General features: G+C 71.1%; 25 protein-coding genes. All 25 read left to right on the forward strand.

The window, feature by feature from the left end:
- The first annotated feature begins 58 nt into the window (after positions 1–58).
- Entirely contained in the window at positions 59–253 is a 195-nt protein-coding gene (locus N4G63_RS26385; protein ID WP_260791115.1) for a 4Fe-4S binding protein, read from the forward strand.
- Between the two features lie 162 nt (positions 254–415).
- Positions 416–823: a HesB/IscA family protein gene (locus N4G63_RS26390; RefSeq protein WP_260791113.1), complete on the forward strand. Its 408-nt coding sequence runs from the start codon at positions 416–418 to the stop codon at positions 821–823.
- A gap of 13 nt (positions 824–836) precedes the next feature.
- Positions 837–1,463 (forward strand): hypothetical protein, encoded by a 627-nt coding sequence (locus N4G63_RS26395; RefSeq protein ID WP_260791111.1) that lies wholly within the window; start codon positions 837–839, stop codon positions 1,461–1,463.
- A 15-nt stretch (positions 1,464–1,478) separates the two neighbouring features.
- The gene (locus N4G63_RS26400; protein ID WP_260791109.1) at positions 1,479–2,351 is read left to right on the forward strand and encodes a 4Fe4S-binding leucine-rich repeat protein; all 873 of its coding nucleotides are present in this window, start codon (positions 1,479–1,481) and stop codon (positions 2,349–2,351) included.
- Complete coding sequence (locus N4G63_RS26405; protein WP_260791107.1) at positions 2,344–2,700, forward strand: nitrogen fixation protein NifZ; 357 nt, start codon at positions 2,344–2,346, stop codon at positions 2,698–2,700. Before N4G63_RS26400 ends, N4G63_RS26405 begins: the two co-directional genes overlap by 8 nt.
- Positions 2,701–2,751: 51 nt before the next feature.
- Positions 2,752–3,054 carry a nitrogen fixation protein NifZ gene (locus N4G63_RS26410; RefSeq protein WP_260791139.1) on the forward strand — a complete coding sequence of 101 codons (303 nt, stop codon included), beginning with the start codon at positions 2,752–2,754 and terminating at the stop codon, positions 3,052–3,054.
- A 108-nt stretch (positions 3,055–3,162) separates the two neighbouring features.
- Positions 3,163–3,504, forward strand: a complete 342-nt coding sequence (locus tag N4G63_RS26415; RefSeq protein WP_260791105.1) for a DUF3024 domain-containing protein — start codon at positions 3,163–3,165, stop codon at positions 3,502–3,504.
- Positions 3,505–3,564: 60 nt separating this feature from the next.
- Positions 3,565–4,767 carry a cysteine desulfurase family protein gene (locus N4G63_RS26420; protein ID WP_443112120.1) on the forward strand — a complete coding sequence of 401 codons (1,203 nt, stop codon included), beginning with the start codon at positions 3,565–3,567 and terminating at the stop codon, positions 4,765–4,767.
- A gap of 82 nt (positions 4,768–4,849) precedes the next feature.
- The gene (gene nifT, locus N4G63_RS26425) at positions 4,850–5,062 is read left to right on the forward strand and encodes a putative nitrogen fixation protein NifT (protein ID WP_260791101.1); all 213 of its coding nucleotides are present in this window, start codon (positions 4,850–4,852) and stop codon (positions 5,060–5,062) included.
- 14 nt (positions 5,063–5,076) lie between these two features.
- The gene (locus N4G63_RS26430; RefSeq protein ID WP_314600715.1) at positions 5,077–5,364 is read left to right on the forward strand and encodes a hypothetical protein; all 288 of its coding nucleotides are present in this window, start codon (positions 5,077–5,079) and stop codon (positions 5,362–5,364) included.
- A gap of 222 nt (positions 5,365–5,586) precedes the next feature.
- Complete coding sequence (locus N4G63_RS26435; protein WP_260791137.1) at positions 5,587–6,735, forward strand: DegT/DnrJ/EryC1/StrS family aminotransferase; 1,149 nt, start codon at positions 5,587–5,589, stop codon at positions 6,733–6,735.
- 145 nt (positions 6,736–6,880) lie between these two features.
- Positions 6,881–7,735, forward strand: a complete 855-nt coding sequence (locus N4G63_RS26440) for an SIR2 family NAD-dependent protein deacylase (protein ID WP_260791096.1) — start codon at positions 6,881–6,883, stop codon at positions 7,733–7,735.
- 68 nt (positions 7,736–7,803) lie between these two features.
- A complete protein-coding gene (locus N4G63_RS26445; protein ID WP_260791094.1) occupies positions 7,804–8,112 on the forward strand; it encodes a 2Fe-2S iron-sulfur cluster-binding protein in 309 nt (102 codons plus the stop codon).
- Positions 8,113–8,127: 15 nt separating this feature from the next.
- Complete coding sequence (locus N4G63_RS26450) at positions 8,128–9,843, forward strand: flavin monoamine oxidase family protein (RefSeq protein ID WP_314600716.1); 1,716 nt, start codon at positions 8,128–8,130, stop codon at positions 9,841–9,843.
- A complete protein-coding gene (locus N4G63_RS26455) occupies positions 9,840–11,321 on the forward strand; it encodes a (Fe-S)-binding protein (RefSeq protein WP_314600717.1) in 1,482 nt (493 codons plus the stop codon). Before N4G63_RS26450 ends, N4G63_RS26455 begins: the two co-directional genes overlap by 4 nt.
- A complete protein-coding gene (locus N4G63_RS26460) occupies positions 11,318–12,802 on the forward strand; it encodes a protein adenylyltransferase SelO (protein ID WP_314600718.1) in 1,485 nt (494 codons plus the stop codon). The genes N4G63_RS26455 and N4G63_RS26460 overlap by 4 nt, the downstream gene beginning before the upstream one ends.
- 34 nt (positions 12,803–12,836) lie before the next feature.
- Positions 12,837–14,618, forward strand: coding sequence for an ATP-binding protein (locus tag N4G63_RS26465; RefSeq protein ID WP_314600719.1), 1,782 nt, complete (start codon positions 12,837–12,839; stop codon positions 14,616–14,618).
- Between the two features lies 1 nt (position 14,619).
- Positions 14,620–14,976 carry a ribonuclease HepT family protein gene (locus N4G63_RS26470; RefSeq protein WP_314600720.1) on the forward strand — a complete coding sequence of 119 codons (357 nt, stop codon included), beginning with the start codon at positions 14,620–14,622 and terminating at the stop codon, positions 14,974–14,976.
- Between the two features lie 115 nt (positions 14,977–15,091).
- A complete protein-coding gene (locus N4G63_RS26475; protein WP_314600721.1) occupies positions 15,092–16,075 on the forward strand; it encodes an LLM class flavin-dependent oxidoreductase in 984 nt (327 codons plus the stop codon).
- Positions 16,076–16,201: 126 nt separating this feature from the next.
- Positions 16,202–16,612 carry a hypothetical protein gene (locus N4G63_RS26480; protein ID WP_314600722.1) on the forward strand — a complete coding sequence of 137 codons (411 nt, stop codon included), beginning with the start codon at positions 16,202–16,204 and terminating at the stop codon, positions 16,610–16,612.
- A 301-nt stretch (positions 16,613–16,913) separates the two neighbouring features.
- The gene (locus N4G63_RS26485) at positions 16,914–18,653 is read left to right on the forward strand and encodes a hypothetical protein (protein ID WP_260791178.1); all 1,740 of its coding nucleotides are present in this window, start codon (positions 16,914–16,916) and stop codon (positions 18,651–18,653) included.
- A gap of 213 nt (positions 18,654–18,866) precedes the next feature.
- Positions 18,867–19,559, forward strand: a complete 693-nt coding sequence (locus tag N4G63_RS26490) for a hypothetical protein (RefSeq protein ID WP_314600723.1) — start codon at positions 18,867–18,869, stop codon at positions 19,557–19,559.
- A complete protein-coding gene (locus tag N4G63_RS26495; protein ID WP_260791174.1) occupies positions 19,556–20,785 on the forward strand; it encodes a M48 family metalloprotease in 1,230 nt (409 codons plus the stop codon). The genes N4G63_RS26490 and N4G63_RS26495 overlap by 4 nt, the downstream gene beginning before the upstream one ends.
- Before the next feature lie 23 nt (positions 20,786–20,808).
- On the forward strand, positions 20,809–23,187 hold the full coding sequence (locus tag N4G63_RS26500) for a fatty acid cis/trans isomerase (protein WP_260791172.1): 2,379 nt from the start codon (positions 20,809–20,811) through the stop codon (positions 23,185–23,187).
- A gap of 164 nt (positions 23,188–23,351) precedes the next feature.
- Positions 23,352–24,077 (forward strand): PEP-CTERM sorting domain-containing protein, encoded by a 726-nt coding sequence (locus N4G63_RS26505; protein WP_314600724.1) that lies wholly within the window; start codon positions 23,352–23,354, stop codon positions 24,075–24,077.
- The last annotated feature ends 15 nt before the right edge of the window (positions 24,078–24,092 follow it).

Genomic DNA, 24,092 nt, shown 5'->3' on the forward strand with positions numbered 1-24,092 from the left:
TGAGCTCCTTTCGACTTTCCGTCCCTCACCCCGATCGCCCACCTAACAGGAGATCACCATGGCCCTCAAGATCATCGCCTCCATGTGCACCGGCTGCTCGGCCTGCGAGCCCGAGTGCCCCAACGTCGCCATCCGCGAGAAGGGCGGCACCTTCATCATCGACCCGGCCAAGTGCACCGAGTGCGAAGGCCAGTTCGACTCGCCGCAGTGCGTGGCGGTGTGCCCCGTCGACAACTGCATCAAGAAGGCCTGAGCCGGCCATTGAGCTGCTGCGCAACCCGATCTCGCATCTGCGCTGCTCGCCGTACGGGAGTACGGCTGCGCTGCTCAATGCGACCTCGGGCTGCTCGCGACGCTCACTGACCGACTCAGCGCGCTGAACATCACCCAACACACCACCCCCCGCGAGACAACCATGCTGCAACCCCAGTTCACCGTCACCGCTGCCGCCGAGAAGTTCATGCGCCGCATGGTGCGTTTTTCAGAAACGCCGGCCGGCGGCTTTCGCCTGACGGTGACGCCGGGCGGCTGCTCGGGCTACGCCAGCGAGTTCACGGTCGAGGCCGCGCCGCAGGCCGGTGATGCCGATGTGCTGGTGAACGGCCTGCGCATGTTTCTGCCGGCCGAAAGCCGCCTGCTGCTGGAAGGCGTGAGCATCGACTTTGCCGACACGCCCACCAAGAGCGGCCTGACCTTCGTGAACCCCAACCAGGCCGCCTGCGGCTGCAGCAGCTCGGGCGATGCTCCGGCCGCCGCCGCCGCTGCGGCGCCGGCCCAGGCCAGCGTCACGCTGGACTCGATCCGCCGCATGGCCAAGGCCTGAGGGTCTGTCACCCATGGACGCCGCCGCCGACCTCGACTTCGACCACGCCGTGCTCGGTGGCGGCCTGCCGCCGCTGGCGGAAGCCGCCTTGTCGGCCGCCGGCCAGCACCGCAGCAGCGACCCGATGCGCGCGATGGCGCTGCTGATGAAGGCGCAAGACCTGGCGCCCGAGCACCCGGCGGTGCTGATCGCCTTTTACCGCCACCACTTCTACGGCCACCGCCTGGCCGCCGCGCGCGATGTGGCGCGCCGCGCGCTGGTGGTGGGCGCGCGCTCGCTGGGCCTGCCCGCGCTGTGGCGCGAGGTGCCGCGCACGCCGCTGCACCAGCAGCTGGGCCTGGCGCCCGACGCGCTGCGCACCGATGCGCCCAGCCGCTTCTACCTGTTCACGCTCAAGGGCTATGCCTACCTCAGCCTGCGCCTGGCCGATCTGGCCGAGGCCGGCGAGGCCCTGGCCCAGCTGCGCGCCATCGACCCCGACGACTGGGTGGGCGCGGCGCTGCTGGAAACCGTGCGCCTGCGTGCGCTGGCCGCCGCCGCCGGTGAAGACATCGACGAGCAGCCCGCACCCGCCGCCGTGTTTGGCGCCGCCGCCTGGGCACGCACGGCACCTGCCGCAGCGTTGGCCACCGGCGCCTGACGAAGGCACATCGTCATGAGCAGTCTGCTGGCACCCACCCTCGCAGCACCGGTGGCCGCGCCGGCAGGCGGCGCCACGGCCGGCGACATCCCCATCCAGGCCTGGGACGGCACGGCGCTCGATTGCGCCGCCTGCGTGCATGCGGCGCTGCGTCAGGCCGGCGGCTGCGAGCCCGGCCGCTGCTGCATGCAGGATGCCTACGCACGCCGCATCGACCGCTTCTTCCGCACCCATCCGACGCTGGCCGACGAGCACCTCGCGCATCCGTATTTCGAGGTGCGCGCCATCGCCGCGCGGCATGCCGACCTGTTCAGGCTGCCGGCCCTGCTGGCCGACCCCGACGAGACGGTGCGCCTGCAGCTGGCACTGCGTGTGCCGCAACGCCTGCTGGCCCGATTGCGCTGCGATCCGCACCGCGAGGTGCGCATCCGCGTGGCCCAGCGCCTGCCCGACGCCGAGCTGCCCACCATGATGCGCGACGCCGACTACGACGTGCGCCGCATCATCGCCCGCCGCCTGCCCGAGGCCCTGCTGCCGATCATGCTGCACGACGTGGACACCCAGGTGCGCGTGGAGGTGGCCCGCCGCGTGCCCATGCCCGCGCTGTGGCGCATGGTGGAAGACGCCGACGCCGAGGTGCGCCGCGTGGTGGCCGAGCGCCTGCCCGCGCCGCTGCTGCAGCCGCTGGCCCTCGACCCCGACTTTCTGGTGCGCTGGACGGTGGCCGGCCGCGCCGTGGGCCCGCTGCTCGAGCAGCTGCGCCACGACGCCGACGCCGAGGTGCGCGCCCAGGCCGAGGCCCGCCTGGCGGTGCTGGGTGCGGCGGCGTCCAACCCATGCACTTCTTCTTCACCCACCCCTTCCGACGACGAGGCCAACCATGGCTGACATTGCCCGTGACGACGACGCCGTCGAGATCGCCAGCCCGCCGCGCTTCACGATGGGCGAGCGTGTGCTCAGCCGCAGCGTGATCCGCAACGACGGCACCTACAACGGCAAGGACATCGGCGAGGTGCTGGTGCACAAGGGCGAGATCGGCTTCGTGCGCTCGATCGGCACCTTTCTGCAGCAGTTCTACATCTACGCGGTCGAGTTCGTCGACTCGGGCCACCGCGTGGGCATGCGCGCCAAGGAGCTGTGCACGCTGGACAACCTGCCACCCGAGGTGGTGGCGCAGCTGACCCAGCGCTTCGGCGAAGACGCCGAGCTGCTGCACGCCCGCGCCGACGCGTCCTGACCCGCCCCCTCCGCCCGCCACCACTGCCCGCCACCGAAAGCCGCCACCATGATGATCGAACCGCGCGCCGCCAAGTACCCCTGGGGCATGGAAGTGATTGCCGCCGTCGACCTCTACAACGACGGCAGCCTGCCCGAGGTGCCCGAAGACCAGCTGGTGATCGTGGCTGGCGGCCCGGGCGAGATCGTGCAGATCGGCCACCACACCGAGGCCAATGTGCCGCTGTACATGGTCGATTTCGGCATCGTGGTGCTGGGCTGCACCGAAGAAGAGATCCTGCCCGCCGGCAGCGCCGCGGCCAAGGCCCTGCTGGCTGGCGAGGCGCCGGCCGCCGCCACCGGGGTCGATGCATGAAACACCCGGCGGCAATGGGCGCGAGCGGGCCGAGCGCCGGGCCGCTCCCTGCCGGCCCGCTTTTCCCAAGGGGGATCGTCCCATGGATCCATGGGACGAGGGGCTCACATGACCACGGGCATGGCCGCGCTGTTCGATCTGGACTGGCAGCGCATCGTGCGCGCCCTGCCCGGCCGCGAGCGCTACAAGTACGTGCAGCCACGCGTCGAGCGCGAAGGCACGGGCTGGAAGATCGTCAGCCCCAACTGCTCACGCAACATCGACCCCGAGGGCGGCGAGATCGACATCGCCTGGTTCGAGCCCGATGCGCAAGCCGCCACCCAGGGCCGCTGGCGCCTGCATGCGCGCGACCACACCGCCGCGTGCTGGGTGCTCAGCCGCAGCGATCTCACGCTGCCCCAGGCCATCACGCTGGTGTGCACCGACACCCAGCGCAGCTACTGGCGCTAGCCGCTGAAAGACGCGGCCATGACTGCCCCCCAGGTCATCCCCCAGGACCCGAGCCCCGCCATGATCTACCTCGACCACAACGCCACCACCGAGCCGGCACCCGAGGCCATCGTCGAGATGGTCGACGCGATGGAACGCGCCTGGGCCAACCCCTCGTCGATGCATGTGCCCGGCCAGGCCGCGCGCAGCCTGCTGGCCGATGCCCGCACCCGCGTGGCGCGCTTTCTGGGCTGCGCCGGTGCCGAGCTGGTGTTCACCAGCGGCGCCACCGAGTCCAACACCATGGCCATCCTGGGCGCGCTGGCCGCACGCCGGGCCGAAGGCCGCACGCGCCTGCTGCTCTCGGCGGTGGAGCATCCCGGCCTGCTGGCGCTGGCCGCCCGGCTGGAGGCCGAGGGCGTGCCGGTCAGCCGCATCCCCGTTGACCGCCAGGGCCGCATCGACCTGGCCGCCGCGCAGGCCCTGCTGGGCCCCGATGTGGCGGTGATCAGCGTGATGGGCGCCAACAACGAGACCGGCGTGCGCATGCCGCTGGCCGAGCTGCAGGCGCTGGCCCGCGGCTGCGGCGCCTGGCTGCATGTGGATGCCACGCAGCTGGTGGCCAAGGCGCCGCTGCACTTCGCCACCAGCGGCATCGAGCTGATGAGCGTCTCGGCGCACAAGCTGCACGGCCCCAAGGGCGTGGGCGCGCTGCTGGTGCGCAAGGGCCTGGCCCTGCCCTCGCTGCTGAACGGCCGCCAGGAGCGCCAGCGCCGCGGCGGCACCGAGAACACGCCGGGCATCGCCGGCTTTGCCGCGGCCTGCGACCGCGCCGCGATGACCCTGGCCGACGACATCGCCCGCATGGCCGCGCTGCGCGACCGCCTGCAGGCCGAGCTGCTGCGCACGCTGCCGGCGGTGCATGTCTATGGCGCCCAGGCCGAGCGCCTGCCCAACACCTTGTGCGTGCGCTTCGGCCCGCTGCACAGCGACCCGGTGCTGGGCAAGCTCGAGCGCGCCGGCGTGATGGTGTCGTCGGGCGCCGCCTGCACCGCCGCCGGCACCGCGCCCTCGCATGTGCTGCTGGCCATGGGCGAGACGGCCGAGCAGGCGCAGTCGGGCATCCGCTTCTCGCTGGGCCGCGACACCACGGCCGCCGAGATCGAGGCCACCGTGGCCGCGGTCTACCGCGCCGTGGGCCCGATGCTGGGCGCCGCCGGCCTGGCGGTGCCCGAGTTCAGCACCAGCCCGCAACCGGCCCTCGCCGACGCGATGGCGGCCTGAACCGCCGGATCTGCCTGAACCGCCTGAGCCGCCTGAGCTGCCCGCACCGAATTCCTGAAACCGCCAACGCCGAGGTTCCCCCATGAAAGTGATGATGCGCCGCAATGCCGCCGGAGTGCTCTCGGCCTATGTGCCCAAGAAAGACCTGGAGGAGCCGGTGGTCGAGCAGGAGAAGCCCGGCCTGTGGGGCGGCAACGTCACGCTGGCCAATGGCTGGGTGCTGGCCATGCCCGAGATGGCCGAGGGCACCACGCTGCCGATCACCGTCGAGGCCAAGCGCCTCTCGGGCGACTGAACGGGCGGCCGGTCATGGACACCGCCACCGCCCCTGCCGCTCTCACCTGGGACGCCCCCACGCTGGCCGAGGCCCTGCAGCTGGCCGATGCCGCCAGCACCGTGCGCGAGGCCGCCGCCGCGCTGCGCCAGCGCTTTGCCCCGCTGCGCGTGGTGGTGGTTGATGCCTTCGACATGCGCGGTGAATCACCGGCCATCGCCGGCACGCGCCGCGCGCTGTTTTTCGGCAGCAGCGACGGCCATTGCTGGCAGGTGACGCAGGACCCGGCCCAGGTGTCGGGCCTGTTCGTCGTTGACCGCTGACATGAGCACGCCCCGAAGCGCCTTCGGCGCCTCCCCCCAGGGGGCACCGCCAGCGGCCCGGCGGAGCCGGCTCCGCGGCGGCCGCTGGCTTGCGCCTGATTCGTGCGGGGTGGGTGCCGCTTCACAGCACCGAATGTTTGACCGAGGCCAGCCATGAGCGCACTGCCCGCCGCCGACCTGCCCACCGAGGCACAAGGTGAAGAGGAATACGAAGAGATCGGCCTGCCCGAAGACGGCCTGCTGCTGAGCGACCCCGACATCAGCGAGGTCGAGCTCACGCTGGTGAGCCGCGCGCTGCAGCAGCCGCGCCTGTCGGCCGGCGCGATGGTCGAGCACTTCGAGGAGGCCTTTGCCGCCAGCCTGGGCCGCCAGCACGCCGTGTCGGTGGCCAGCGGCACGCTGGGCATCTGGCTGGTGCTGCGCGCCATGGGCATCGGCCCGGGCGCCGAGGTCATCGCCTCGCCCTATGGCTGGCACCAGGTGGCACACGCGGCCACGCTGGTGGGCGCCAGGCTGGTGTTCAGTGACATCAACTACTGGACCGGCTGCCTTGACCCGGTGCGCGCCGCAACCCAGCTCACGCCGGCCACCAAGGCCATCATCGCCGGCAATGTCAACGGTCACCCGGCCGACTGGGCCGGCCTGCGCGAGCTGGCCACCGCCCATGGCGTGGCGCTGATCGAGGACAGCACCGAGTCCATCGGCTCGCGCTTTCGCGGCCAGCTGGTGGGCCGCTTTGGCGACGCCTCGGTGTTCGACTTCTCGCAACCCTCGGCGCTGTGCTGCGGCGAGGGCGGCGTGATCGTCACCGACGACGACACGCTGGCCATGGAGCTGCGCTACCTGCGCGGCCGCAACATCAGCGACCGGCGCTCGGTGTCGGTGGGCTCGCGCGTGCCGCTGCAGGCCGCAATGAGCGAGCCCACCGCGGCGCTGGCGGCCGGCCAGCTGGCGCGGCTGCCCGAGATCCTGGCGCGGCGCAAGGCGGTGGAGGCGCTGTACCTCGAGCAGATGCAGAGCTTCGAGGGCATCAAGCCGCCGTATGTGGCGGTGGATGTCGACGAAGTGCACTGGATGCTGTTTCTGGTGCACCTGGGCAAGCGCTTCACCGTCAGCGCCTGCCAGCAGATCATCGATGACCTGGCCACCGAGGAGATCGAGTCGGCCCTGTTCTGCCAGCCGCTGCACCAGCAGTTCGCCTACCAGCAACAGGGCTGGCACCGCGGCCAGTTTCCGCTCACCGAGCGCATCGCCGATCGCGCGATCGCCCTGCCCTTCCACGGCCACCTCACGCCCGACCACGTGCAGTTCATCGTCAAGACGATGAAGGACTCGTCGATCAACGTCGGCGCCGGCGCTGCAATTTATTGACCCACCCCCGAAGCGCCTGCGGCGCCTCCCCCTCGAGGGGGCGCCACCAGCGGCCCGGCAGGGCCGGTTCCGCGGTGGCCGCTGGGTCAGATCGGTGCAATGCGATGCACCGGAGAGTTTGAGAACACTGTCAGAAGGATTCGAAATGAGCTTCGCCAACGTCACCACCCTGCCCGCCGCCGTTGCCGAAGGCCTGGCCGCCGGCACCCTGGCGCCCTACCTCGGCCCCGGCCTGCTGGCGCTGTGCGCCGGCAGCACGCCGCCGGCCGATCCGCTGGCCCTGGCCGGCGTGCTGTCCAGCAAGAGCTCGGTGCCGGGCAAGATCAAGAACCGCGTCACCGCCGTGGCCCAGTTCATCGAGAACTTCAAGCACCGCAAGACCCTGGTGGCGCTGATGACCGAGGCCTATGCCGCGCAGCCGGCGCCCTCGGCCCTGCACCAATGGCTGGCCGGGCTGCCCGTGCCGGTGATCGTCGACACCTGGTACGACGACACCGTGCGCATCGCCCTCACCGCCGCCCGCGGCGCCGCGGGCTGGAGCGAGGTGCAGGGCCTGAGCCAGAGCGAGCACTTCGGCACCTGGGTGGGCTGGTACGCGGCCGACGGCAGCGCCAGCCCCGACGAGCTGGCCGCGCCCACCGTGCTCTACAAGCCCTGGGGCGGCCATGCGCCGGCCGGCAACTTTCTGATCTCGGACACCGACTTTGTCGAGGTGCTCACCGAGATCGACATCCAGACGCCCATTCCCGCGCTGGTGCAGTCGCGCCGCGCTGCGCTGGGCTTCGTGTTCCTGGGCTGCCGCTTCAATGACCAGCTGCCGCGCGCCTTTGCGCGCCAGATCATGAAGCGCAGCGGCGGCCCGCACTACGCCGTGATGGCCGACGAGCCCACGCGCATGGAGGCCCGCTTTCTTGAAGAGCAGGGCATCACGCGCATCGCCATGTCGCTGGCCGATGTGGCCGCGCAGCTCGTTGCGAGCCCGGTGGCCCAGGCCGCCTGACTTGTCCGTCGACGCGCCATTGCCAAAGAGCGCCGTCATTTCCACAGCCCCCCGCCAGGAGCATCACCATGACCACCCTCACCCTGCAACCCTCCGGCAAGACCTTTGAGTTCGAAGCCGGCGCCAACCTGCTGCAGACCATCCTCGCCGCCGGCGAGCAGCTGATCAGCAAGTGCGGCGGCAATGCCAAGTGCGGCGCCTGCCACGTCTTTCTGAAGGAAGGCCGCAAGGGCGCCAGCAAGCTCACGCCCGACGAAAACGCCAAGCTCGACGCGATCGTCGGCGTCAGCAGCAAGTCGCGCCTGGCCTGCCAGGTCACGCTGCTGGGCACCGAGCCGGTGACGGTCGAGCTGCTCGGCGCCATGTCCGGGTTCTGACGCCGAGTACCGACCATGCCCCCCGTTGACGTCATCCACGAGCTTGCCGTCATCGGCGGCGGCCTGGCCGGCCTGGCGCTGGCCCACAGCCTGCAAGCCCGCCGCGTCGACTGGGCCTTGTTCGAGGCCCGGCCGCGCCTGGGCGGGCGCATCCTCACCACGCACACGCCCGAGGGCCTGGCGGTGGATCTGGGCCCGGCCTGGTACTGGCCCGAGCGCCATCCGTCGATCGCCCGGCTGGTGGCCGACCTCGGCCTGGACAGCATTGCCCAGCCCGACGACGGCCGCGTGCTGCTGCTCGACGATCCCAACCGCCAGCCACGCGCGCTGGCCTTCGACGGCGCCACTGGCACGCTGGCCGCCAGCGAAGACACGCCGGCCACGCCCGGTGCGGTGCACGGCGGCGCACGGCGCCTGAGCGGCGGCATGCAAGGCCTGGTGCAGGCCCTCAGCCAGGCCTTGCCGGCCCAGCGCCTGAACCTGGGCCAGACCCTGCAGCGCGTGGCCGACCACGGCAGCCATGTCAGCCTGCTGTTCAGCGGCGCCGAGGGCAGCTACACGGTGCAGGCGCGCCGCGTGGTGCTGTGCCTGCCGCCGCGCGTGGCCGCCGAGCGCATCGCCTTCGAGCCGGCGCTGCCGGCCGACGTGCTGCAGGCCATGCAATCGACCCCCACCTGGATGGCCACCGCCGCCAAGGCCGCCGTGCCCTGCGCGCGCCCGGCCTGGCGCGAGGCCGGCCTCACCGGCAATGCCTGGGTCACGCACCCGCAGGCCGTGCTGGCCGAGGTGTACGACGCCGGGCCGGCACCCACCGCGGGCGCGGCCGCCGGCGCGGCCGCGCTGGCCGGCTTCGTGGCGCTGGGCGTGGCCCAGCGGGCGCAGTTCCGCGCCGGCATGCCGCTGCTCATCGACAGCCAGGTGACCATGCTGTTCGGCGCCGAGGCCGCCCCCGGCACGCCGCAGCTGCACGACTGGGCCACCGAGCCGCTGAGCTGCAGCACGCTCGATCTGGAACAGGAAGCCCTGGCCGGCGAGCACCCGCCCTATGGCGACACCGCGCTGCAGGGCGCGCTGTGGCAGGGCCGGTTGTGGCTGGGCGGCAGCGAGACGGCACGCCAGGGCGGCGGCTACCTCGAAGGCGCACTGGCCAGTGCCGGCCGCCTGCGCCGCCAGCTCAGCGAGGCCGCCAGCGGCGACACCCCACCGGCCGCCGCAGCCGATCCCGATCCCGAGCCCGAGCCTGCAGCGCTGAACCCCGCCACACCGCCAGCGGCCGAGGCCGCGCTGGCCCAGGCCCTGCAGCACTACACCGCCTGGGTGCAGCAGCGCCGCGAAGAGGCCTTCTCGCGCTACCGCCAGCAGCTGCACCAGTCGCTGTCGCAGCAGCAGGCCGAGCAGCTGACCCAGCGCGCGCTGCTGGGCGCGCTGGAGTCGCTGTACGACGAGGCCCTGGCCGAGCTGGCCGCGCTGCCCACGCCCACCCACCACCTGCCGGTGCAGGCCGGGCGCCACACGCTCACGCCGCAGGTGCTGCAGCCCTTCATGGGCCTGGCCGACGAGCTGCTGGCCGAGGCGCTGCGCTTCAATGCCACCAGCTGCGCGCTGTCGAACTTTCCGTTCGAGCACCGGCCCGATGGCGAGTACGTGCGCGTGATCCGGCGTGATCTGGCCGCCGCCTGGCAGTCCTTCGCACTCGGCGCCAACCAGCAGCTGCAACAGAGGCCCGCATGAAGCTGGCGCTGGACTGGCGCGCCTACGACGGCTACGGCGAGGGCGATGCCTACGCCGCCGTGCCCAAGCGCGGCGAGGGCTTCGGCAAGGCGGCCGCGCTGTGCATCGGCAGCCGCCAATGCCAGAAGGCGCGCGGCGAGGCCGGCGACAAGGGCGTGATGTGCCCCAGCTACCGCATCCGCCACGATGAGCTGCACAGCACCCGCGGCCGCGCCGCGCTGCTGCGTCGGGCGCTGGATGGCGAGCTGGGCGAGGCCGCCTTCGCCGGCCCCGAGCTGGCCGCAGCGATGGATCTGTGCGTGGCCTGCAAGGGCTGCAAGCGCGAGTGCCCCAATGGCGTGGACATGGCCGCGCTGCGCGCCGAAACCCTGGCCCAGCGCTGGCTGGCGCAGCCGCCGCCGCGCCGCACCCGCCTGTTTGCCACGCTGCCGCAATGGCTGCCGCGCGTGGCCGCGCTGCCCGGCCTGCGCGGCCTGATCACGCTGCGCAACCGCCTGCCGCTGCTGGCACGGCTGGGTGAGCGGCTCACCGGCATCGCGGCCCGGCGCTCGCTGCCGCTGCCCGCGGCCCGGCCCTTTCACCGCCGGCTTGCGGCGCACACGGCCGACTCGCCCCACACATCCCACACATCCCACACCCCCCACACGCCCCAAACAGCCAGCACGGCCGCCGCAAACGCCCTCGCGGCGGCCGCGGCCGCGGCACCCGCGGTGCCGGCCCCGCGCGAGGTGGCGCTGCTGGTCGACTGCTTTGCCAACCACCTCGACCCCGCCGTGGCCGAGGCCGGCGTGGCCGTGCTGCGCGCGGCCGGCCTGGTGGTGCATCCGGTGGTGGCCGCGGCGGGCCATGCCGCGCTGTGCTGCGGCCGTGCCGCGTGGTCGGCCGGCTTCGTCGGCCAGGCGCGCGAGCAGGCGCGCGCGCTGCTGGCCGCACTGGCGCCGCACCTGGCTGCCGGCCGGCCGGTGATCGGCCTGGAGCCCTCGTGCCTGAGCATGCTGCGCGACGAGATCAACCTGATGGGGCTGGACGCGCAGGCCGTGCAGCACTTGGGCCGCCAGGCGCTGATGCTGGAGGAGTATCTGGCCCGCGAGCTGGAGGCCAAGCGCCTGGCCCTGCCGCTGCAGCCGCTGCCGGCCACCGCGCTGGTGCACGGCCACTGCCACCAGAAGGCCTTCGGCACGCTGAAGAGCATGCGCAAGCTGCTGGCCCTGGTGCCCAAGCTGCAGGTGCAGTGGATCGAATCCAGCTGCTGCGGCATGGCCGGCAGCTTTGGCTACGAGGCCGAGCACCATGCCGACTCGCTGGCCATGGCCGAGCTGGCCCTGCTGCCCGCCGTGCGCGCCGCCGCGCCCGAGGCCTTGCTGGTGGCCAGCGGCACCAGCTGCCGCCACCAGATCCGCGATGGCGCGCAGCGCGAAAGCATGCACCTGGCGCAGCTGCTGCAGGCCGCCCTGCCGGTGCCGGGAGCCCCGGCGTGACCCTGCTGGCCACGCCGCACCGCTTTGCCGCGCTGGGCGCGCCCATCGTGCAGCCGGCCACGGCCACGCCGCTGCCGGCACCGCAGCTGCTGTGGCACCAGCCCGGCCTGGCCGAAGGCCTGGGCCTGCCCGCCCCGTGGTGCGCCGGTGCCACCGGCCTGGCGCTGCTGTCGGGTGAGCTGGCCTGGCCTGGCTACCCGGCGGTGGCCAGTGCCTATGCCGGCCACCAGTTCGGCCGCTACAGCCCGCAGCTGGGCGATGGCCGCGCCCTGCTGCTGGCCGAGCTGCACACGCCGCAGGGCCGGCAGGAGCTGCAGCTCAAGGGCGCCGGCATCACGCCCTTTGCGCGTGGCGGCGATGGCCGCGCGGTGCTGCGATCCACGCTGCGCGAGGCGCTGGCCTGCGAGGCCCTGCATGCGCTGGGCGTGCCCAGCACGCGCGCGCTGGCCGTGGTGGCCTCGCCGCTGCAGGTGCTGCGCGACGAGCAGGCCGAAACCACCGCCGTGCTGTGCCGCGTGGCGCCCAGCTTTGTGCGCTTCGGTCATTTCGAGTTTCTGGCCCGCCAGGGCGATGCCCGGCATCTGCAGCGCCTGGCCGACTGGGTGGCCACCCAGCTGTTCGGCCTGCCGGACGACGCCGCGCTGCCGGCACCGCAGCGCCACGCCGCCTGGCTGCGCGAGGTGGCCACGCGCAGCGCCCGCCTGGTGGCCCAGTGGCAGACGCTGGGCTTCTGCCACGGCGTGCTCAACACCGACAACTGCGCGCTGCTGGGCCTCACACTCGACTACGGGCCCTTTGGCTTTGTGGAGCGCTACCGGCCGCACCACATCCCCAATGCGTCAGACACCGACGGCCGCTACCGCCTTGAAGCCCAGCCGGCCGTGATGCGCTGGAACCTCGAGCGCCTGCTGGCCGCCTGCCAGGGCCTGCTGGGCGACGATGCCAACTCTGCCGCCGACTCCGCCGCCGGGCACACCACCGCGGTGCTGGCCGCGTACGACAGCGCCTATGCGCAGACGGTGATGGCGCGCTGGGCCGCCAAGCTGGGCCTGGCCACGGTGCAGCCGGGCGATGACCGCCTGGTGCTGCGCTGGCTCAAGCTGCTGCAGCAGGGCCGTGCCGATTTCACCGCCAGCTTTCGCGCGCTGGGCGAGCAGCCGCCTGCCGCCCTGCGCGAGCGCTTCGGCGCCGCCGCCCCGGCCTTCGACGCCTGGGCGCAAGACTGGCAGGCCCGCCTGGCCGCGCAGGGCGAGCCCGCGGCCGTGGTGCGCGAGCGCCAGCGCCTGGCCAATCCGCGCCATGTGCTGCGGACCCACCTGGCGCAGGCCGTCATCCAGGCCGCGCAGGCGGGTGATGCCGCGCCGCTGCAGCGCCTGATGGCCGTGCTGGCCCGCCCCTTCGACGACCAGCCCGGCGCCGACGACCTGGCCGCCCCGCCGCCGGCCGGCACGCCGGTGGCCGAGCTCAGCTGCTCGGCCTGACGACACCCCCTTCACCCGCCGGGTTCCCACCGCCATGAAACTCCAGCTTGACCGCCCCCAGGTGCTGGCCCTGGCCCAGGCCTTTCCCACGCTGCAGATGCTGCAGGACCAGTTGCGCTACGGCCACCGCATCGAGCTCAGTGCCGGCAGCCTGCCGCTGGATGCGCTGGACATGCTGGCCCGCCTGTACGACCAGGCCGGCGCCGCGCTGATCGGCCGCGCCGCCCAGCTGCGCGCGCTGGTGGCCGCGCTGCGTGAAGGCGCCTGCGAGCCGCGCTTTGCGCCCGGCAGCGAGATCGAGGCGCTGCTGCCGGCCCTCGTTTCCTACCTGATGAAAAACGCGGCAGCCCATGGCGGCCGCGGCTGGCTGTTTGCCGCCAACACCGACGGCAAGCCGCTGCCGTGGGTGGTGACGCGCATCGACTACGTCAGCGGTTCATCCGAAGAAAACGCCAAGCTGATGGTCGAGCTGAAGGCCCAGGCCAAGGCCTCGGTGCTGAGCCAGACGCTGCGCCTGGCCGATGCGGATCTGCGCGCGCTGGCCGGCCCGCTGGAGGCCGGCCCCACCATCGCCGAGCTGCTGGCCGCCAAGGGCTTCTTGAAAGAGACGCCCGAGCTGCTGGCCGCCAACGACGCCACCGCCGAGCGCTACGTGGCCTGGCGCGGCCGCTACGGCGCGATGTTCAATGCCAGCGGCACCGGCTTCCATGCCGAAGACCCGAACGCCACACACCGCGACACCGACTGGAGCCGCAAGGACCAGATCGTGCTGGCCTCGGGCGGCGGCAGCGCCAGGCTGGTCAACGACGAAGGCATCCTGCCGCCGCGCGCCGCGCTGCTGGATGCGCCGGGCGACATCCTGGGCCCCTACCTGCGCAAGGCCGGCAAGAGCAGTGACTTCGAGTACGAGCGCGAGGCCACCGATCTGAAGAACCAGCTGCAGGCCCTGGACAGCGCCGGCACATCGCTGTTCACGCGGCTGCCGGTGCATGGCTACCTGTTCATGTTCCACCTCGAGCTGCACCAGCACCTGTGGGTGCATGTGGACGACATGCAGCCGCATGTGTACTCGCCCGAGCTGAAGGGCAAGCTGGTGCTGCCGCGCGAACAGACCGACCTGATCGACATCCTCACCGCCGAGATGGACGTGCTGATGGACGACGTGGTGGCCGGCAAGGGCGGCGGCACCACGGTGCTGTGCGCCGGGCCGCCGGGCGTGGGCAAGACGCTCACCGCCGAGGTGTATGCCGAGGTCATCGCCCGGCCGCTGTACCGCGTGCATTCGGGCCAGCTGGGCCTGAACGTGGCGCAGATGGAGCAGGCGTTGAAGGAGGCGCTCACCCGCGCCCAGCGCTGGGGCGCGGTGATGCTGATCGACGAGGCCGATGTCTACATCCGCAAGCGCAGCGACGACATCGCGGCCAATGCCGTGGTGGGCGTGTTCCTGCGCGTGCTGGAGTACTTTGACGGCCTGCTGTTCCTCACCACCAACCGCATCGACGACATCGACGAGGCCATCGTCAGCCGCTGCATTGCGCTGATCCGCTACCACGCGCCCGACCAGGCCGCGCGCGAGCGCATCTGGCGCGTGATGGCGCAGCAGTTCGAGCTGCCCATCGACGACGCGCTGGTCAGCACCCTGGCCGCCACCTACCCGCAGGCCAGCGGCCGCGACATCAAGGGCCTGGCCAAGCTGGTGGCCAAGACCTGCCGGCACCAGAACCAGCCGCCCACGCTGGCGGTGTTTGCGCGCTGCGCGCTGTTTCGTGCGCTGGATGCGCAGGCGGTGGACGAGCCGGCTTTGGCGGGGGGCTGACATGTACCACCGCTCGCTCTACGAGATCGTGATCGACTGTGGCAAGGCCATCCGCAAGCTGACGGCCGAGATGCAGGACGAAGGCGAGCTCTTCGCCAGCGCGCTGACGCTGCGCGCCGTGGAGGCGCAGCTGCTGATCATGGCGCACACGCTGGGCAATGTGACGCCGGTGCTGCACCAGAAGCTGGCCCAGGTGGACTGGCTGGGCTGGAGCGCGCTGCACGAGAAGCTGCGCCACGGCATCCAGCCGCGGCGCGAGGAGATCTGGTATGCGGTGAACGGCCTGGTGCCGCAGACCTTGGACCTGCTCACCGAGCTGCGCCGCAAGCAGCCGGTGTGGTTCGGCATTGAATACTGAAATGGGACACCCGGCCTCGCGGGTACGCGAGTCCACCCGCCGGGCGGGTTGGCCGGCCGGCTTCGGAGCGGCCGGGCGCTCGGCCGGCTGCCGCATCACGATGGAGTTTTGACTCATGGCCATACCTGACCTGGGCTATCTGGCCCTCAGCGAGAACCCCAGCGCCGAGGCCGGCCGCGCGCTGATCCGCCAGTTCGTGCTGGTGCGCGAGGCCGACCGCATGGGCTACGACGACATCTGGCTGGGCGAGCACCATGCCGATGGCAGCTGGCCGCAAAGCGCCATCGTGGCCTTGCTGGGGCATCTGTCGGCGGCATCGACCAAGGCGCGCATCGGCGCGCTGCCGCTGCTGCCGGCGCTGCGCCAGGCCCAGCCGCTGGCCGAAGACCTGGCCACGCTGGATCTGCTGGCCAAGGGCCGGCTGGAACTGGCCGTGGCCAGCGGCGCGGCGCAGCCGGCCGTGCTGGCCGCGCATGGCCTCACGCCCGCCAAGGCGCGCGAGCGCCTCCTCACAGTGATGGCCGAGCTGCAGCAGATCCTGGCCACCAAGGCGCCGCTCGACTCGGGCCCCGGCACCGCCGACCTGGTGCCCGCCCCGGGCCGCGCACAGCTGCCCACCTGGCTGGCCGCCGACGACGAGGCCAGCCTGCGCCATGCCGGCGCGCAGGGCTGGGGCGTGGTGTCTGCCGCCACGCACACGCTGGCCCGCGTGCAGCGCGCCCACGGCATCGCCAGCCAGGCGGCGGCCGCTGCCGGCCTGGCCGCCCCGCCGCTGCTGCTGGCGCGCTTTGCCTGCAGCGCCGACACGCATGAGGCCGCGGTGGCCATCGCCCGCCCCTACCTGGAAAGCTTTGCCCAGCGCGCCAAGGCCGCGGGCTGGGGTGCCGACCTCGCGCGATCGCTGGCCACCAACCCCGAGGCCCTGCTGGCCGAATCGCTGGTGGGCAGCCATGCCGAGGTGGCGCAGCGCTTCAGCGCGCTGGCCAGCACGCACGGCGCCAGCCGCGTGGCCATCGTGCCCACCTCGGGCCAGTTCGACACGCACAAGCACATCCTCGCCGCCTTCGTCGACGAGGTGCGGCCGCTGCTGGACGACTGAAGGCACCGGCGTGGGGCGGGGTATCGGGGTGGAGAGTGGGTGGGCTGAGCTTGGCCTCGGGGTTCGGCGCCTTGCCTGCCACCCCGGCACGGCGCACCATCACCGCTCTGCTGTTCGGAGTCCGCCATGCAAGACACCCCCGCCAAGACCCCCTGGCACCTGTGGCTGGTGGGCGTGTTCGACTACGTGATAAATATTGCCTGGGGCCCGGCCTACCTAGCCAGCGCGGGCTTCACGCCCGAGCAGATGGCGCACTACCAGGCCATGCCGCTGTGGATGATGTCGGTGTGGGCCGTGGGGGTGTTCAGCGCATTCGCCGCATCCATCGCGCTGCTGCGGCGGCGGGCGCTGGCCGCGCCGGTGTTCTGGCTGTCGTTGGCGGCCTTTGGCATCAGCGTGGCCTACAACCCTCTGCTCACCAACGGCGCGGCCATCCTGGGCCGGCAGATGAACATCACCAGCGCGGTGATCGCGGCGCTGTTGCTGCTGTTTGCGCTGTATGCCCGCGCTCAGGCACGTCGAGGTGTGTTGCGCTGAAGGCCAGCACAGCGCGCGCAGAACGGCGCCAGCAGCAGCGAGCGCCACACGCGCCAGGCCGAGCAGCCCGAGATCGCCGCGCGCGTGGCGCTGCACCAGGTGGCCAGCTACCTGGGCATCACCAACGTGGCGCTGTCGCGCATCCGCCGCCGCATGCGGCAGCGCCAGGCCGTGGTCCCCCTGTCATAGCGCCCCGAAGGCCACGGACACCGGGGGGTTCGGGCCCAGTTCCATCCCTGAGTCATACGCTGCGTTGGCAAGTTGTGGTAACAATTGGTCAACGACGAATCAGGGAGAAGGAATGGAGCAGACGCCGGCTCAAGCCGTGCGATGGCCGGGCCTTGGACTTCTCGCCCGGCAGCGCCTGCGGCAAGCTTGGCCGCAGATGCGCGCTGGTGCTCGCCACGGCCTGCCGGTCGTGCTGTGGCTCGCCTGCATCCTCTACTGGTGCGAGCAGGCTCACCTGTTCCACGCCTTCGACGAGTGGGCGATGTCAAGGGCACTCGGGCGGCAGATCGAGACCCGCGACGCGATCCAGTGGCAGACGCAGGCAGCGAAGAATCCGTGGCTGACGCGCCTGGTGGTGCGCGACCAGGCGCATGAGCCGATCTCGTCCGATCAGACGCGGCTGCGGCTGGACCAGGACAAGCCATTTTCCCGTGTGCGGCTGGCCGAGTACCTCGAGCAGTTGAACAAGAGTCTGCCGGCAGAACCGCCCAGCGTGATCGGCATCGATGTCGATGTGACGCCACTTGAAGACAGCCCATCCGACGCGGGCAGTGCCCAGCGGCTGAAAAACGCGCTGTTGAAGCTGGCCGAGCGCCATGTCGTCGTGGCGGCGGCACTCGACCGCCGCGAACAGGCCCATGTCGCTGCGCGCAATGCGTTCATGCGGGATCTCTGCACGGGCGCCAACAAGCAGGGGCAGGTGCCGCGGCTGGCCTTCGCGAGCATTGCAGTGGCGTCTGAGCGTGGCAAGGCGCTGATCGACGTGCCCTACGAAAGCAGGAACAGGAAGGCGCCAACGTCCTTCCATTCCGGGGCCGTGCCCGCAGTGTTTCCATCGCTGGGCGTGGTGCTTGGCGAAGCCGCGGCGCGGTATGTCCTGGAGCCCGGCGCGAACGGCGGCGCGCCGACAACGCGTTGGGGACAGCAGGACGACCAGCACGGTCCCCAGACCCTGACGACACTGTGCCAGCAGGCCAACGGAAGCCAGCCCACCACGCTTGACCTGGCCGCAGCGGCATCCGACGGTGCCAGCACGCTGCCCCACTACTACGAGCCTCGACACCTCAACACCGCCAGGGCCGATCCGCTGATCCAGACCTTCGAGATCGACAGCCCGGCGGATCTCCTGCACATCAGCCTGCCAACGCGCGTGCTGCTGATCTCCGTGGATGACGACACGGCGTCCGACCAGCACCTCCAGTTGCGGCTGACCGACGCCACGCGCCATCTGGTGCCCGGCGACCGGATTCATGCCGTCACCGCCATCGGCCGGGCCTTCCCCCTCCAGCCGTCGCACGGCCTCGCCTGGCTGGTCGACCTGGCGGTGGGCATGGTGTTCGCGGCGCTGGGGCATGCCCTGAAACCAGGGCAGCGGATGCGCCGGCACTACCCGATGGCCGGGCTCTGTCTGGGTCTGATCGGCCCGCTGGCCCTGGGCGGCCTGGGCTGCTGGCTGGCCGACGGGCTGAGTGCCAAGCTGCTGTGGCAAGGCGTCTGGCTGCTGCCCGTGCCCATGATGGTGGGCATGGCCCTGCACGCCTATGGCGAGGCGGGCATGCCGGCCCACGACCACGACCACGGCCACGAAGGCGCGCATGGACAGGCGGCGCCATCGACAGCCCAGGGCAGACGCAACGGGTGGGCCACCGTGCGCAACGGCGCATCAAGGCTGCGTCACTGGTTGACGCCTCCCGCTGCCGACGCCCAAGACAGCCGCTCGCGTGCCGACCAACTGGCCGCCTGGTGGCTGGCATCGTGGGGAACGCTGCTGCTGGTGACCTCGGTGCTGGCCCACCTGCAGCTCCACGCCTGACACACGCTTGAACGGGAGTACGACATGAAGCGCATTCGCACAGAGTCAACCACGAACCGGCCGGCACCGCGATGGCGGCTGGCGGCGCTCCCTGCCACCTGGGCCTTGGTGGGCGGGCTGGCCGCCAGCCCCGCCTGGGCCGCGGGGCAGCAATGCCTGGCCAGTTGTGCCAATGGCAACGGCTGCGTGGTCAAGGAGGCTGACCGCACGTCCATGCCCTTCACCGGCCAGCTCAAGGCACTGGACAACAGCTGCGACCGTTTTAGCGTGGAGAGTGGCCCGGTCTTTGTGCAATACCGCCACAAGGGCGAGTCGCTGACGATCAAGGTGGCGCAAGGCCAGATCGCCACGGCCATGGGCCACCGCCGGCAGGACCCGTGCGATGAACTGCGCGCCAAGTGCCTGCAGGTCATGGACGAACAGCGCCGGGCCGGCAAGGCGGGCAAGGGCTTCGATGGCACCGGGGCGGCCGACGCGCGCCGCGGCAGCCCCTGCGAGATGGGCCTGCCCTGCGGATCGGTGCTGCCGCCCCAGGGCGACTGGGTGGTGCGGCTGCAGCAGGCCGCGTTCAACGGCACCTGGCGCGTCACAGCCAGCCGGGGTGGCGGCACCGACTTCGAGATCCCCATCAGCAAGGGCCTGGCGCGGCTGCAGCAGCCCCGCCTGGTGCCCGGCGCCAGCTACCGCTATGTGTTGCTGGACGAGCGCGGCAGCCCCGTCGCTTCAGGCGACTTCTCCGTGGGATCGCCCAACTCGGTGCGCGATGTGGCGGACAGCGAGGCCGAGCATGTGCGCGCGGGCCTGCCCGCACGGGCCGCACGCTACCGCGCCCTGGCCGACAACGACTTCGACTGGGACGCCGTTCAACTGGCCCGCGATGTGCCGGCCGAGGGAGAAGCCCGATGAAACAAGGCACCGCACGCCCTCTGAACCGCTGCCACGGCCTGGTGCTGATGGCCGCCCTGCTGCTGTCAGGCTGCGCCGAGGTCAAGAAGCAGGCCGAGGCCATGGCCGGCGCAATCCAGTCGAGCACCACGCCCGCGCCAGCAAGCACCGAAAGCACCGCTGCCGCGCGCCCGGCGCCGGCAGCAGCACCAACGACGGGGAGCAGCACTTCGACAACATCCGGCGCCGGCAGCAGCAACTCTGCACTGCCGGGCGCCAGCAGCACGGGCGGCAACGTGGTGGCGGCGGCGGCCGTTGCCAAGGCCAACTCGGTGCCGGTGAACGAGAAGGCGCTGCGCGGGCTGCTGCCCGACCGCACCTGCGCCAAGCCCGACGAGCAGTTCGACGTGACGCAGAAACTCATCCAGTACGGCGGGCAGAACGCCGTGCTGAGGCTGCAGCGCATGCTCACCACCGACTTCCAGCAGGCCGAGCTGACGCCGCAGGACCGCGCCATGCTGCGCTACATCGCCTACACCACGATCTGGATTCCGCAGGAGGTGGAGGAGAAGGCCGGCGCGCTGTGGAGCGCCTTGGCATCCGACGACAGTGGCGGCGGCGGCAAGGCCGCGCGCTTCAAGCGCCTGGCCGAGCGCATGGACTTCATGCGCAGCCAGGCAAGCGACTATCCCGGCACCGCGCGACTCAGCCAGGTCAACACGCTGGAAAACGGCATCTATGCTCAGCCCGGCGGCATCGTGGCGGTGTCGCGGACGTTCATCGAACTGCTCGACACCCACAGCGCGGCCCAGGATCTGGTGCTGGCCCACGAGTTCTCGCACCTGTACAAGCGCCACGCCATCAAGGAACTGCAGTACCAGCTGCTCACCAGCTCGGCGGGCCTGCGCATCGCCAGAGTGCTGCTGCGCAAGAACATGGGCGCGGCCTCCGACAGCAATGTGGCCATCGAGGCCCTGGCCTATCTGAAGGTGGCCAGCGATCTGGTCGAGTTCATCAAGACCACCACCACGCACTTCGGCAAGGAACAGGAGCTTGAAGCCGACGCCTGTGCCGTGGAGTGGCTGCAGCGCGCCAAGCTCGATTCGCGCGGGGCCTGGGCCGGATTTAAGGTGATGGCCGCGCAGGCGCCTGCCAACGATGCCGCCTACTTCAAGCTGCACCCGAGCACCAAGGAGCGCGAGCTGAACTACAGCCGCCGCCTGCAGAACGCCCCGCGGACCAAGTGACCGATGCACCCAGGCGGGTGCTGATGACCCGCCGGCTCACCCGCCCGCTCTGGCTGGCCCTGCTGATCAGCCTGCTGGCCGGCTGCGCCACGCTGGCCGCCAGCGCGCTGGACGAGCGCTTCGGCCCCGCCCAGCCCACGCGGCACGATGCGCCGCTGCCGCCGGTGCACAGCGCGCCCAGGTACACGCGCCACATCAAGCCGCTGTTCGACAGCCGCTGCGTGGTGTGCCACGGCTGCTATGACGCGCCCTGCCAGCTCAAGCTCACGCGCTGGGACGGCATCGCCCGCGGCCTCAGCAAGGCCAGCGTGTATGGCGAGCTGCGGCTGCACGAGGCCCCGCTCACCCGCCTGGGTGTGGATGCGCAACAGGCCTCGCAATGGCGCGGCATGGGCTTTGATCCCGTGCTCAATGAACACAGCCCGGCACCCGAGCACCAGCTGGCCGCCAGCGTGCTGTGGCGCAGCCTGCAGCTGAAGGCCCAGCACCCGCTGCCCACCACGCCGCTGCTGGCCGAGGCCGATTTCGACTTCTCGCTCAACCGCCAGGCCAGCTGCCCCAACCTGGCTGAATTTGATGCCCATGCCCGGCGCCAGCCCTTGGCCGGCATGCCCTACGGCCTGCCGGGCCTGAGCGCGGCTGAGCTGGATCTGGTGCGGCGCTGGCTGCTGGCCGGCGCACCCGACGATGCAGCGCCCACGCTGCCCGCACCCATCACGGCCCAGGTGGCGCAGTGGGAGGCCCTGCTCAATGGCGACTCAAACCGCCAGCAGCTGGTGGGCCGCTACCTGTATGAGCACCTGTTCCTGGGCCACCTGGTGTTCGAGGGCGATGCGCAGCGCCATGTGTTCCGCCTGGTGCGCAGCCACACGCCGCCCGGCCAGCCGATTGCGCTGATCGCCACCCGCCGGCCCTTTGATCCCCCCGGCACGGCGCGCCCCTACTACCGCCTGCAATGGGACCGCGAAACCCTGCTGGCCAAGACCCACATGCCCTACACGCTGGGCGCCGCGCGCCTGGCGCGCTGGCGGGCCTGGTTCGAGCAGCCGGCCTACACCGTGGCCACGCTGCCCGGCTATGCGCCCGAGCTGGCATCCAACCCCTTCAAGACCTTTGCCGCGTTGCCGCTGCAGTCGCGCTACCGCTTTCTGCTGGACGACGCGGGCTTCTTCGTCAACAACTTCATCAAGGGCCCGGTGTGCCGCGGCCAGACGGCGCTGGACGTGATCCAGGACCGCTTCTGGGTGTTTTTCACCGACCCCGACATCGGCGCCAGCGACCACGCCGCGCAGCTGGTGGCGCGCGAGGCCGAGCTGCTGCGCATGCCCGCCGCCGACGGCAGCAGCCCCAGCCTGCTGGCCTGGCGCGCCATGGCCCAGGCCGAGGATGCGCTGCTGGCCGCCAAGAGCCGGGCCATGGACGCGCAATTCGGCCCCGGCCGCACGCCGATTGACCTGCGCTTTGTGTGGCGCGGCGACGGCCACAACGCGAATGCCGCACTGACCATCTTTCGCCACTTCGACAGCGCCACGGTGGAGCAGGGCCTGATCGGCGAGCCGCCCGCCACCGCCTGGGTGATCGGCTACCCGCTGCTGGAGCGCATCTACTACCTGCTGGTGGCCGGCTTTGATGTGTATGGCAACACCGCGCACCAGCTGCACACCCGGCTGGCGATGGACTTTCTGCGCATGGAAGGCGAGGCCAACTTCCTGATGCTGCTGCCCCGCACCGCGCGCCTGCCGCTGCGCGACCGCTGGTACCGCGGCAGCAGCGACGAGGTGAAGAACCGCGTGCTGGGCAGCGTGTACCGCTTTGATGCCGACAGCGGCATTGCCTACCCCCAGGGCCTTGACCCGCAGCAGCACCTGTACGCCCTGCTGCACCAGCGCCTGGCCCCGGTGCTGGGCCAGCGCCACGCCATCAACCCCGGCACCGAGCCCGACCCCACCGCCCGCCAGGCCCTGCAGCAGCTGGCCACGCTGCGCGGCCCGGCCCTGCAATGGCTGCCCGAGGCCATCCTGCTGCGCATTGACAGCACGGATCAGACCCCAGCGCGTTATGTGAGCGTGCTGCGCAACACCGGCCACCTGAACGTGAGCACCCTGCTGCGCGAGAGCGCCATGCTGGCCCCCAGCGAACACAGCCTCACCGTGGCCCCCGGTTTCATCGGCGCCTACCCCAACGCCCTGCTGCACGCCACGCCCGACCAACTGCCGGCCCTGGTGCAGACCATCGCCGGATTGACAAGCGACGCCGACTACCGCGCCCTGGCTGACCGCTTTGCCATCCGCCGCACCGATGCGCGCTTCTGGCAAGCCAGCGACGCGCTGATGGCCGCCTACCGGCGCTGGGCACCGGGTGAGGCGGGGGTGCTGGATTGGGGGCGGTTGGAGAACAGGTAGCGCAGGCCGGTCTGAACCGCCTTCAATCGTGGGATCCATGGCCTGGCTGTAGCCAAGTCCGCTGGCACCATCGTCTCGGCATCCATAGCATTGGCGCGCGATTCGGCTGAATGCAGCGAATGGGCGTTGCGCGATTCCGGATCGCCAACAGGGGAGGATCCAAAATGTTCTTGTCGAAGATCAAAACCATTGCTTGGGCTGCATTGGCCATCAGCTCAATTGGCGGTGCTCAGGCTGCCGCTCAACTCACCGCCACTTTCCGCGACCCGGTCGGCACCGTGCTGGCGACAGACGCCATCGACGTTTGGATCAAGTTGACCAATGTCGGCGACGAAGCGTTCACTTTTGACCGCGATGTGGGCCCTGAGGCGAACTACGGCATGCCGTCGCCCTTCAGCTTGCCCAGCGTCGGCAGCAACATTGCGAATTCGTTGTCCAACGTGCCCTTCGAAAGCTATGACCGAGTAAGCTTGTTCGTCTTCGGGCGCTGCACTGAAACCTTCACCACAGGCTGCAACGCCGCAGGCGCCTACGTTGCTCAGGTGCCTGCAGGGCAAGGCTGGTTCGCTGTCGGCTCGCGCTTCACTTTGGATCCCAGCGCGTCATTGGAGATGCCGTTGTTCACGCTGACTCCCGATGGCGGTACGGCAGCTGCCGGGTCTTACATCGCCTACAACGTCGGCGTCGGCGTGTTCATTTACGGAAAGGACGCCGACGGAAACACATTGCAAGCTGACTTGCTGAGGATTGGCACCTGCCCCACCTCGGACGTCTCTTGCGCCTTCCAGCGCACCGTGGTCGCTGTACCTGAGCCAGACGCAGTTGCGATGATGCTGACTGGCCTGCTGCCCATTGCTGCGGCAGTGCGCCGTCAGCGACGTCGTCGCTGAGCAGTAGCGCGCGCC

Origin of the sequence: Aquabacterium sp. OR-4, from assembly GCF_025290835.2 — a bacterium.
Taxonomy (GTDB): domain Bacteria; phylum Pseudomonadota; class Gammaproteobacteria; order Burkholderiales; family Burkholderiaceae_C; genus Pseudaquabacterium.

Excerpts from the sequence above, each read along its gene's own strand:
- N4G63_RS26400 (WP_260791109.1), top strand. The coding sequence starts at position 1,479 with ATGAGCAGTCTGCTGGCACCCACCCTCGCAGCACCGGTGGCCGCGCCG.
- N4G63_RS26385 (WP_260791115.1), top strand. The coding sequence starts at position 59 with ATGGCCCTCAAGATCATCGCCTCCATGTGCACCGGCTGCTCGGCCTGC.
- N4G63_RS26390 (WP_260791113.1), top strand. The coding sequence starts at position 416 with ATGCTGCAACCCCAGTTCACCGTCACCGCTGCCGCCGAGAAGTTCATG.
- N4G63_RS26440 (WP_260791096.1), top strand. The coding sequence starts at position 6,881 with ATGAGCTTCGCCAACGTCACCACCCTGCCCGCCGCCGTTGCCGAAGGC.
- N4G63_RS26410 (WP_260791139.1), top strand. The coding sequence starts at position 2,752 with ATGATCGAACCGCGCGCCGCCAAGTACCCCTGGGGCATGGAAGTGATT.
- N4G63_RS26455 (WP_314600717.1), top strand. The coding sequence starts at position 9,840 with ATGAAGCTGGCGCTGGACTGGCGCGCCTACGACGGCTACGGCGAGGGC.
- N4G63_RS26405 (WP_260791107.1), top strand. The coding sequence starts at position 2,344 with ATGGCTGACATTGCCCGTGACGACGACGCCGTCGAGATCGCCAGCCCG.
- N4G63_RS26395 (WP_260791111.1), top strand. The coding sequence starts at position 837 with ATGGACGCCGCCGCCGACCTCGACTTCGACCACGCCGTGCTCGGTGGC.
- N4G63_RS26505 (WP_314600724.1), top strand. The coding sequence starts at position 23,352 with ATGTTCTTGTCGAAGATCAAAACCATTGCTTGGGCTGCATTGGCCATC.
- N4G63_RS26495 (WP_260791174.1), top strand. The coding sequence starts at position 19,556 with ATGAAACAAGGCACCGCACGCCCTCTGAACCGCTGCCACGGCCTGGTG.
- N4G63_RS26465 (WP_314600719.1), top strand. The coding sequence starts at position 12,837 with ATGAAACTCCAGCTTGACCGCCCCCAGGTGCTGGCCCTGGCCCAGGCC.
- N4G63_RS26430 (WP_314600715.1), top strand. The coding sequence starts at position 5,077 with ATGGACACCGCCACCGCCCCTGCCGCTCTCACCTGGGACGCCCCCACG.
- N4G63_RS26445 (WP_260791094.1), top strand. The coding sequence starts at position 7,804 with ATGACCACCCTCACCCTGCAACCCTCCGGCAAGACCTTTGAGTTCGAA.
- nifT (WP_260791101.1), top strand. The coding sequence starts at position 4,850 with ATGAAAGTGATGATGCGCCGCAATGCCGCCGGAGTGCTCTCGGCCTAT.
- N4G63_RS26415 (WP_260791105.1), top strand. The coding sequence starts at position 3,163 with ATGACCACGGGCATGGCCGCGCTGTTCGATCTGGACTGGCAGCGCATC.
- N4G63_RS26450 (WP_314600716.1), top strand. The coding sequence starts at position 8,128 with ATGCCCCCCGTTGACGTCATCCACGAGCTTGCCGTCATCGGCGGCGGC.
- N4G63_RS26500 (WP_260791172.1), top strand. The coding sequence starts at position 20,809 with ATGACCCGCCGGCTCACCCGCCCGCTCTGGCTGGCCCTGCTGATCAGC.
- N4G63_RS26480 (WP_314600722.1), top strand. The coding sequence starts at position 16,202 with ATGCAAGACACCCCCGCCAAGACCCCCTGGCACCTGTGGCTGGTGGGC.
- N4G63_RS26490 (WP_314600723.1), top strand. The coding sequence starts at position 18,867 with ATGCCCTTCACCGGCCAGCTCAAGGCACTGGACAACAGCTGCGACCGT.
- N4G63_RS26475 (WP_314600721.1), top strand. The coding sequence starts at position 15,092 with ATGGCCATACCTGACCTGGGCTATCTGGCCCTCAGCGAGAACCCCAGC.
- N4G63_RS26485 (WP_260791178.1), top strand. The coding sequence starts at position 16,914 with ATGGAGCAGACGCCGGCTCAAGCCGTGCGATGGCCGGGCCTTGGACTT.
- N4G63_RS26420 (WP_443112120.1), top strand. The coding sequence starts at position 3,565 with ATGATCTACCTCGACCACAACGCCACCACCGAGCCGGCACCCGAGGCC.
- N4G63_RS26470 (WP_314600720.1), top strand. The coding sequence starts at position 14,620 with ATGTACCACCGCTCGCTCTACGAGATCGTGATCGACTGTGGCAAGGCC.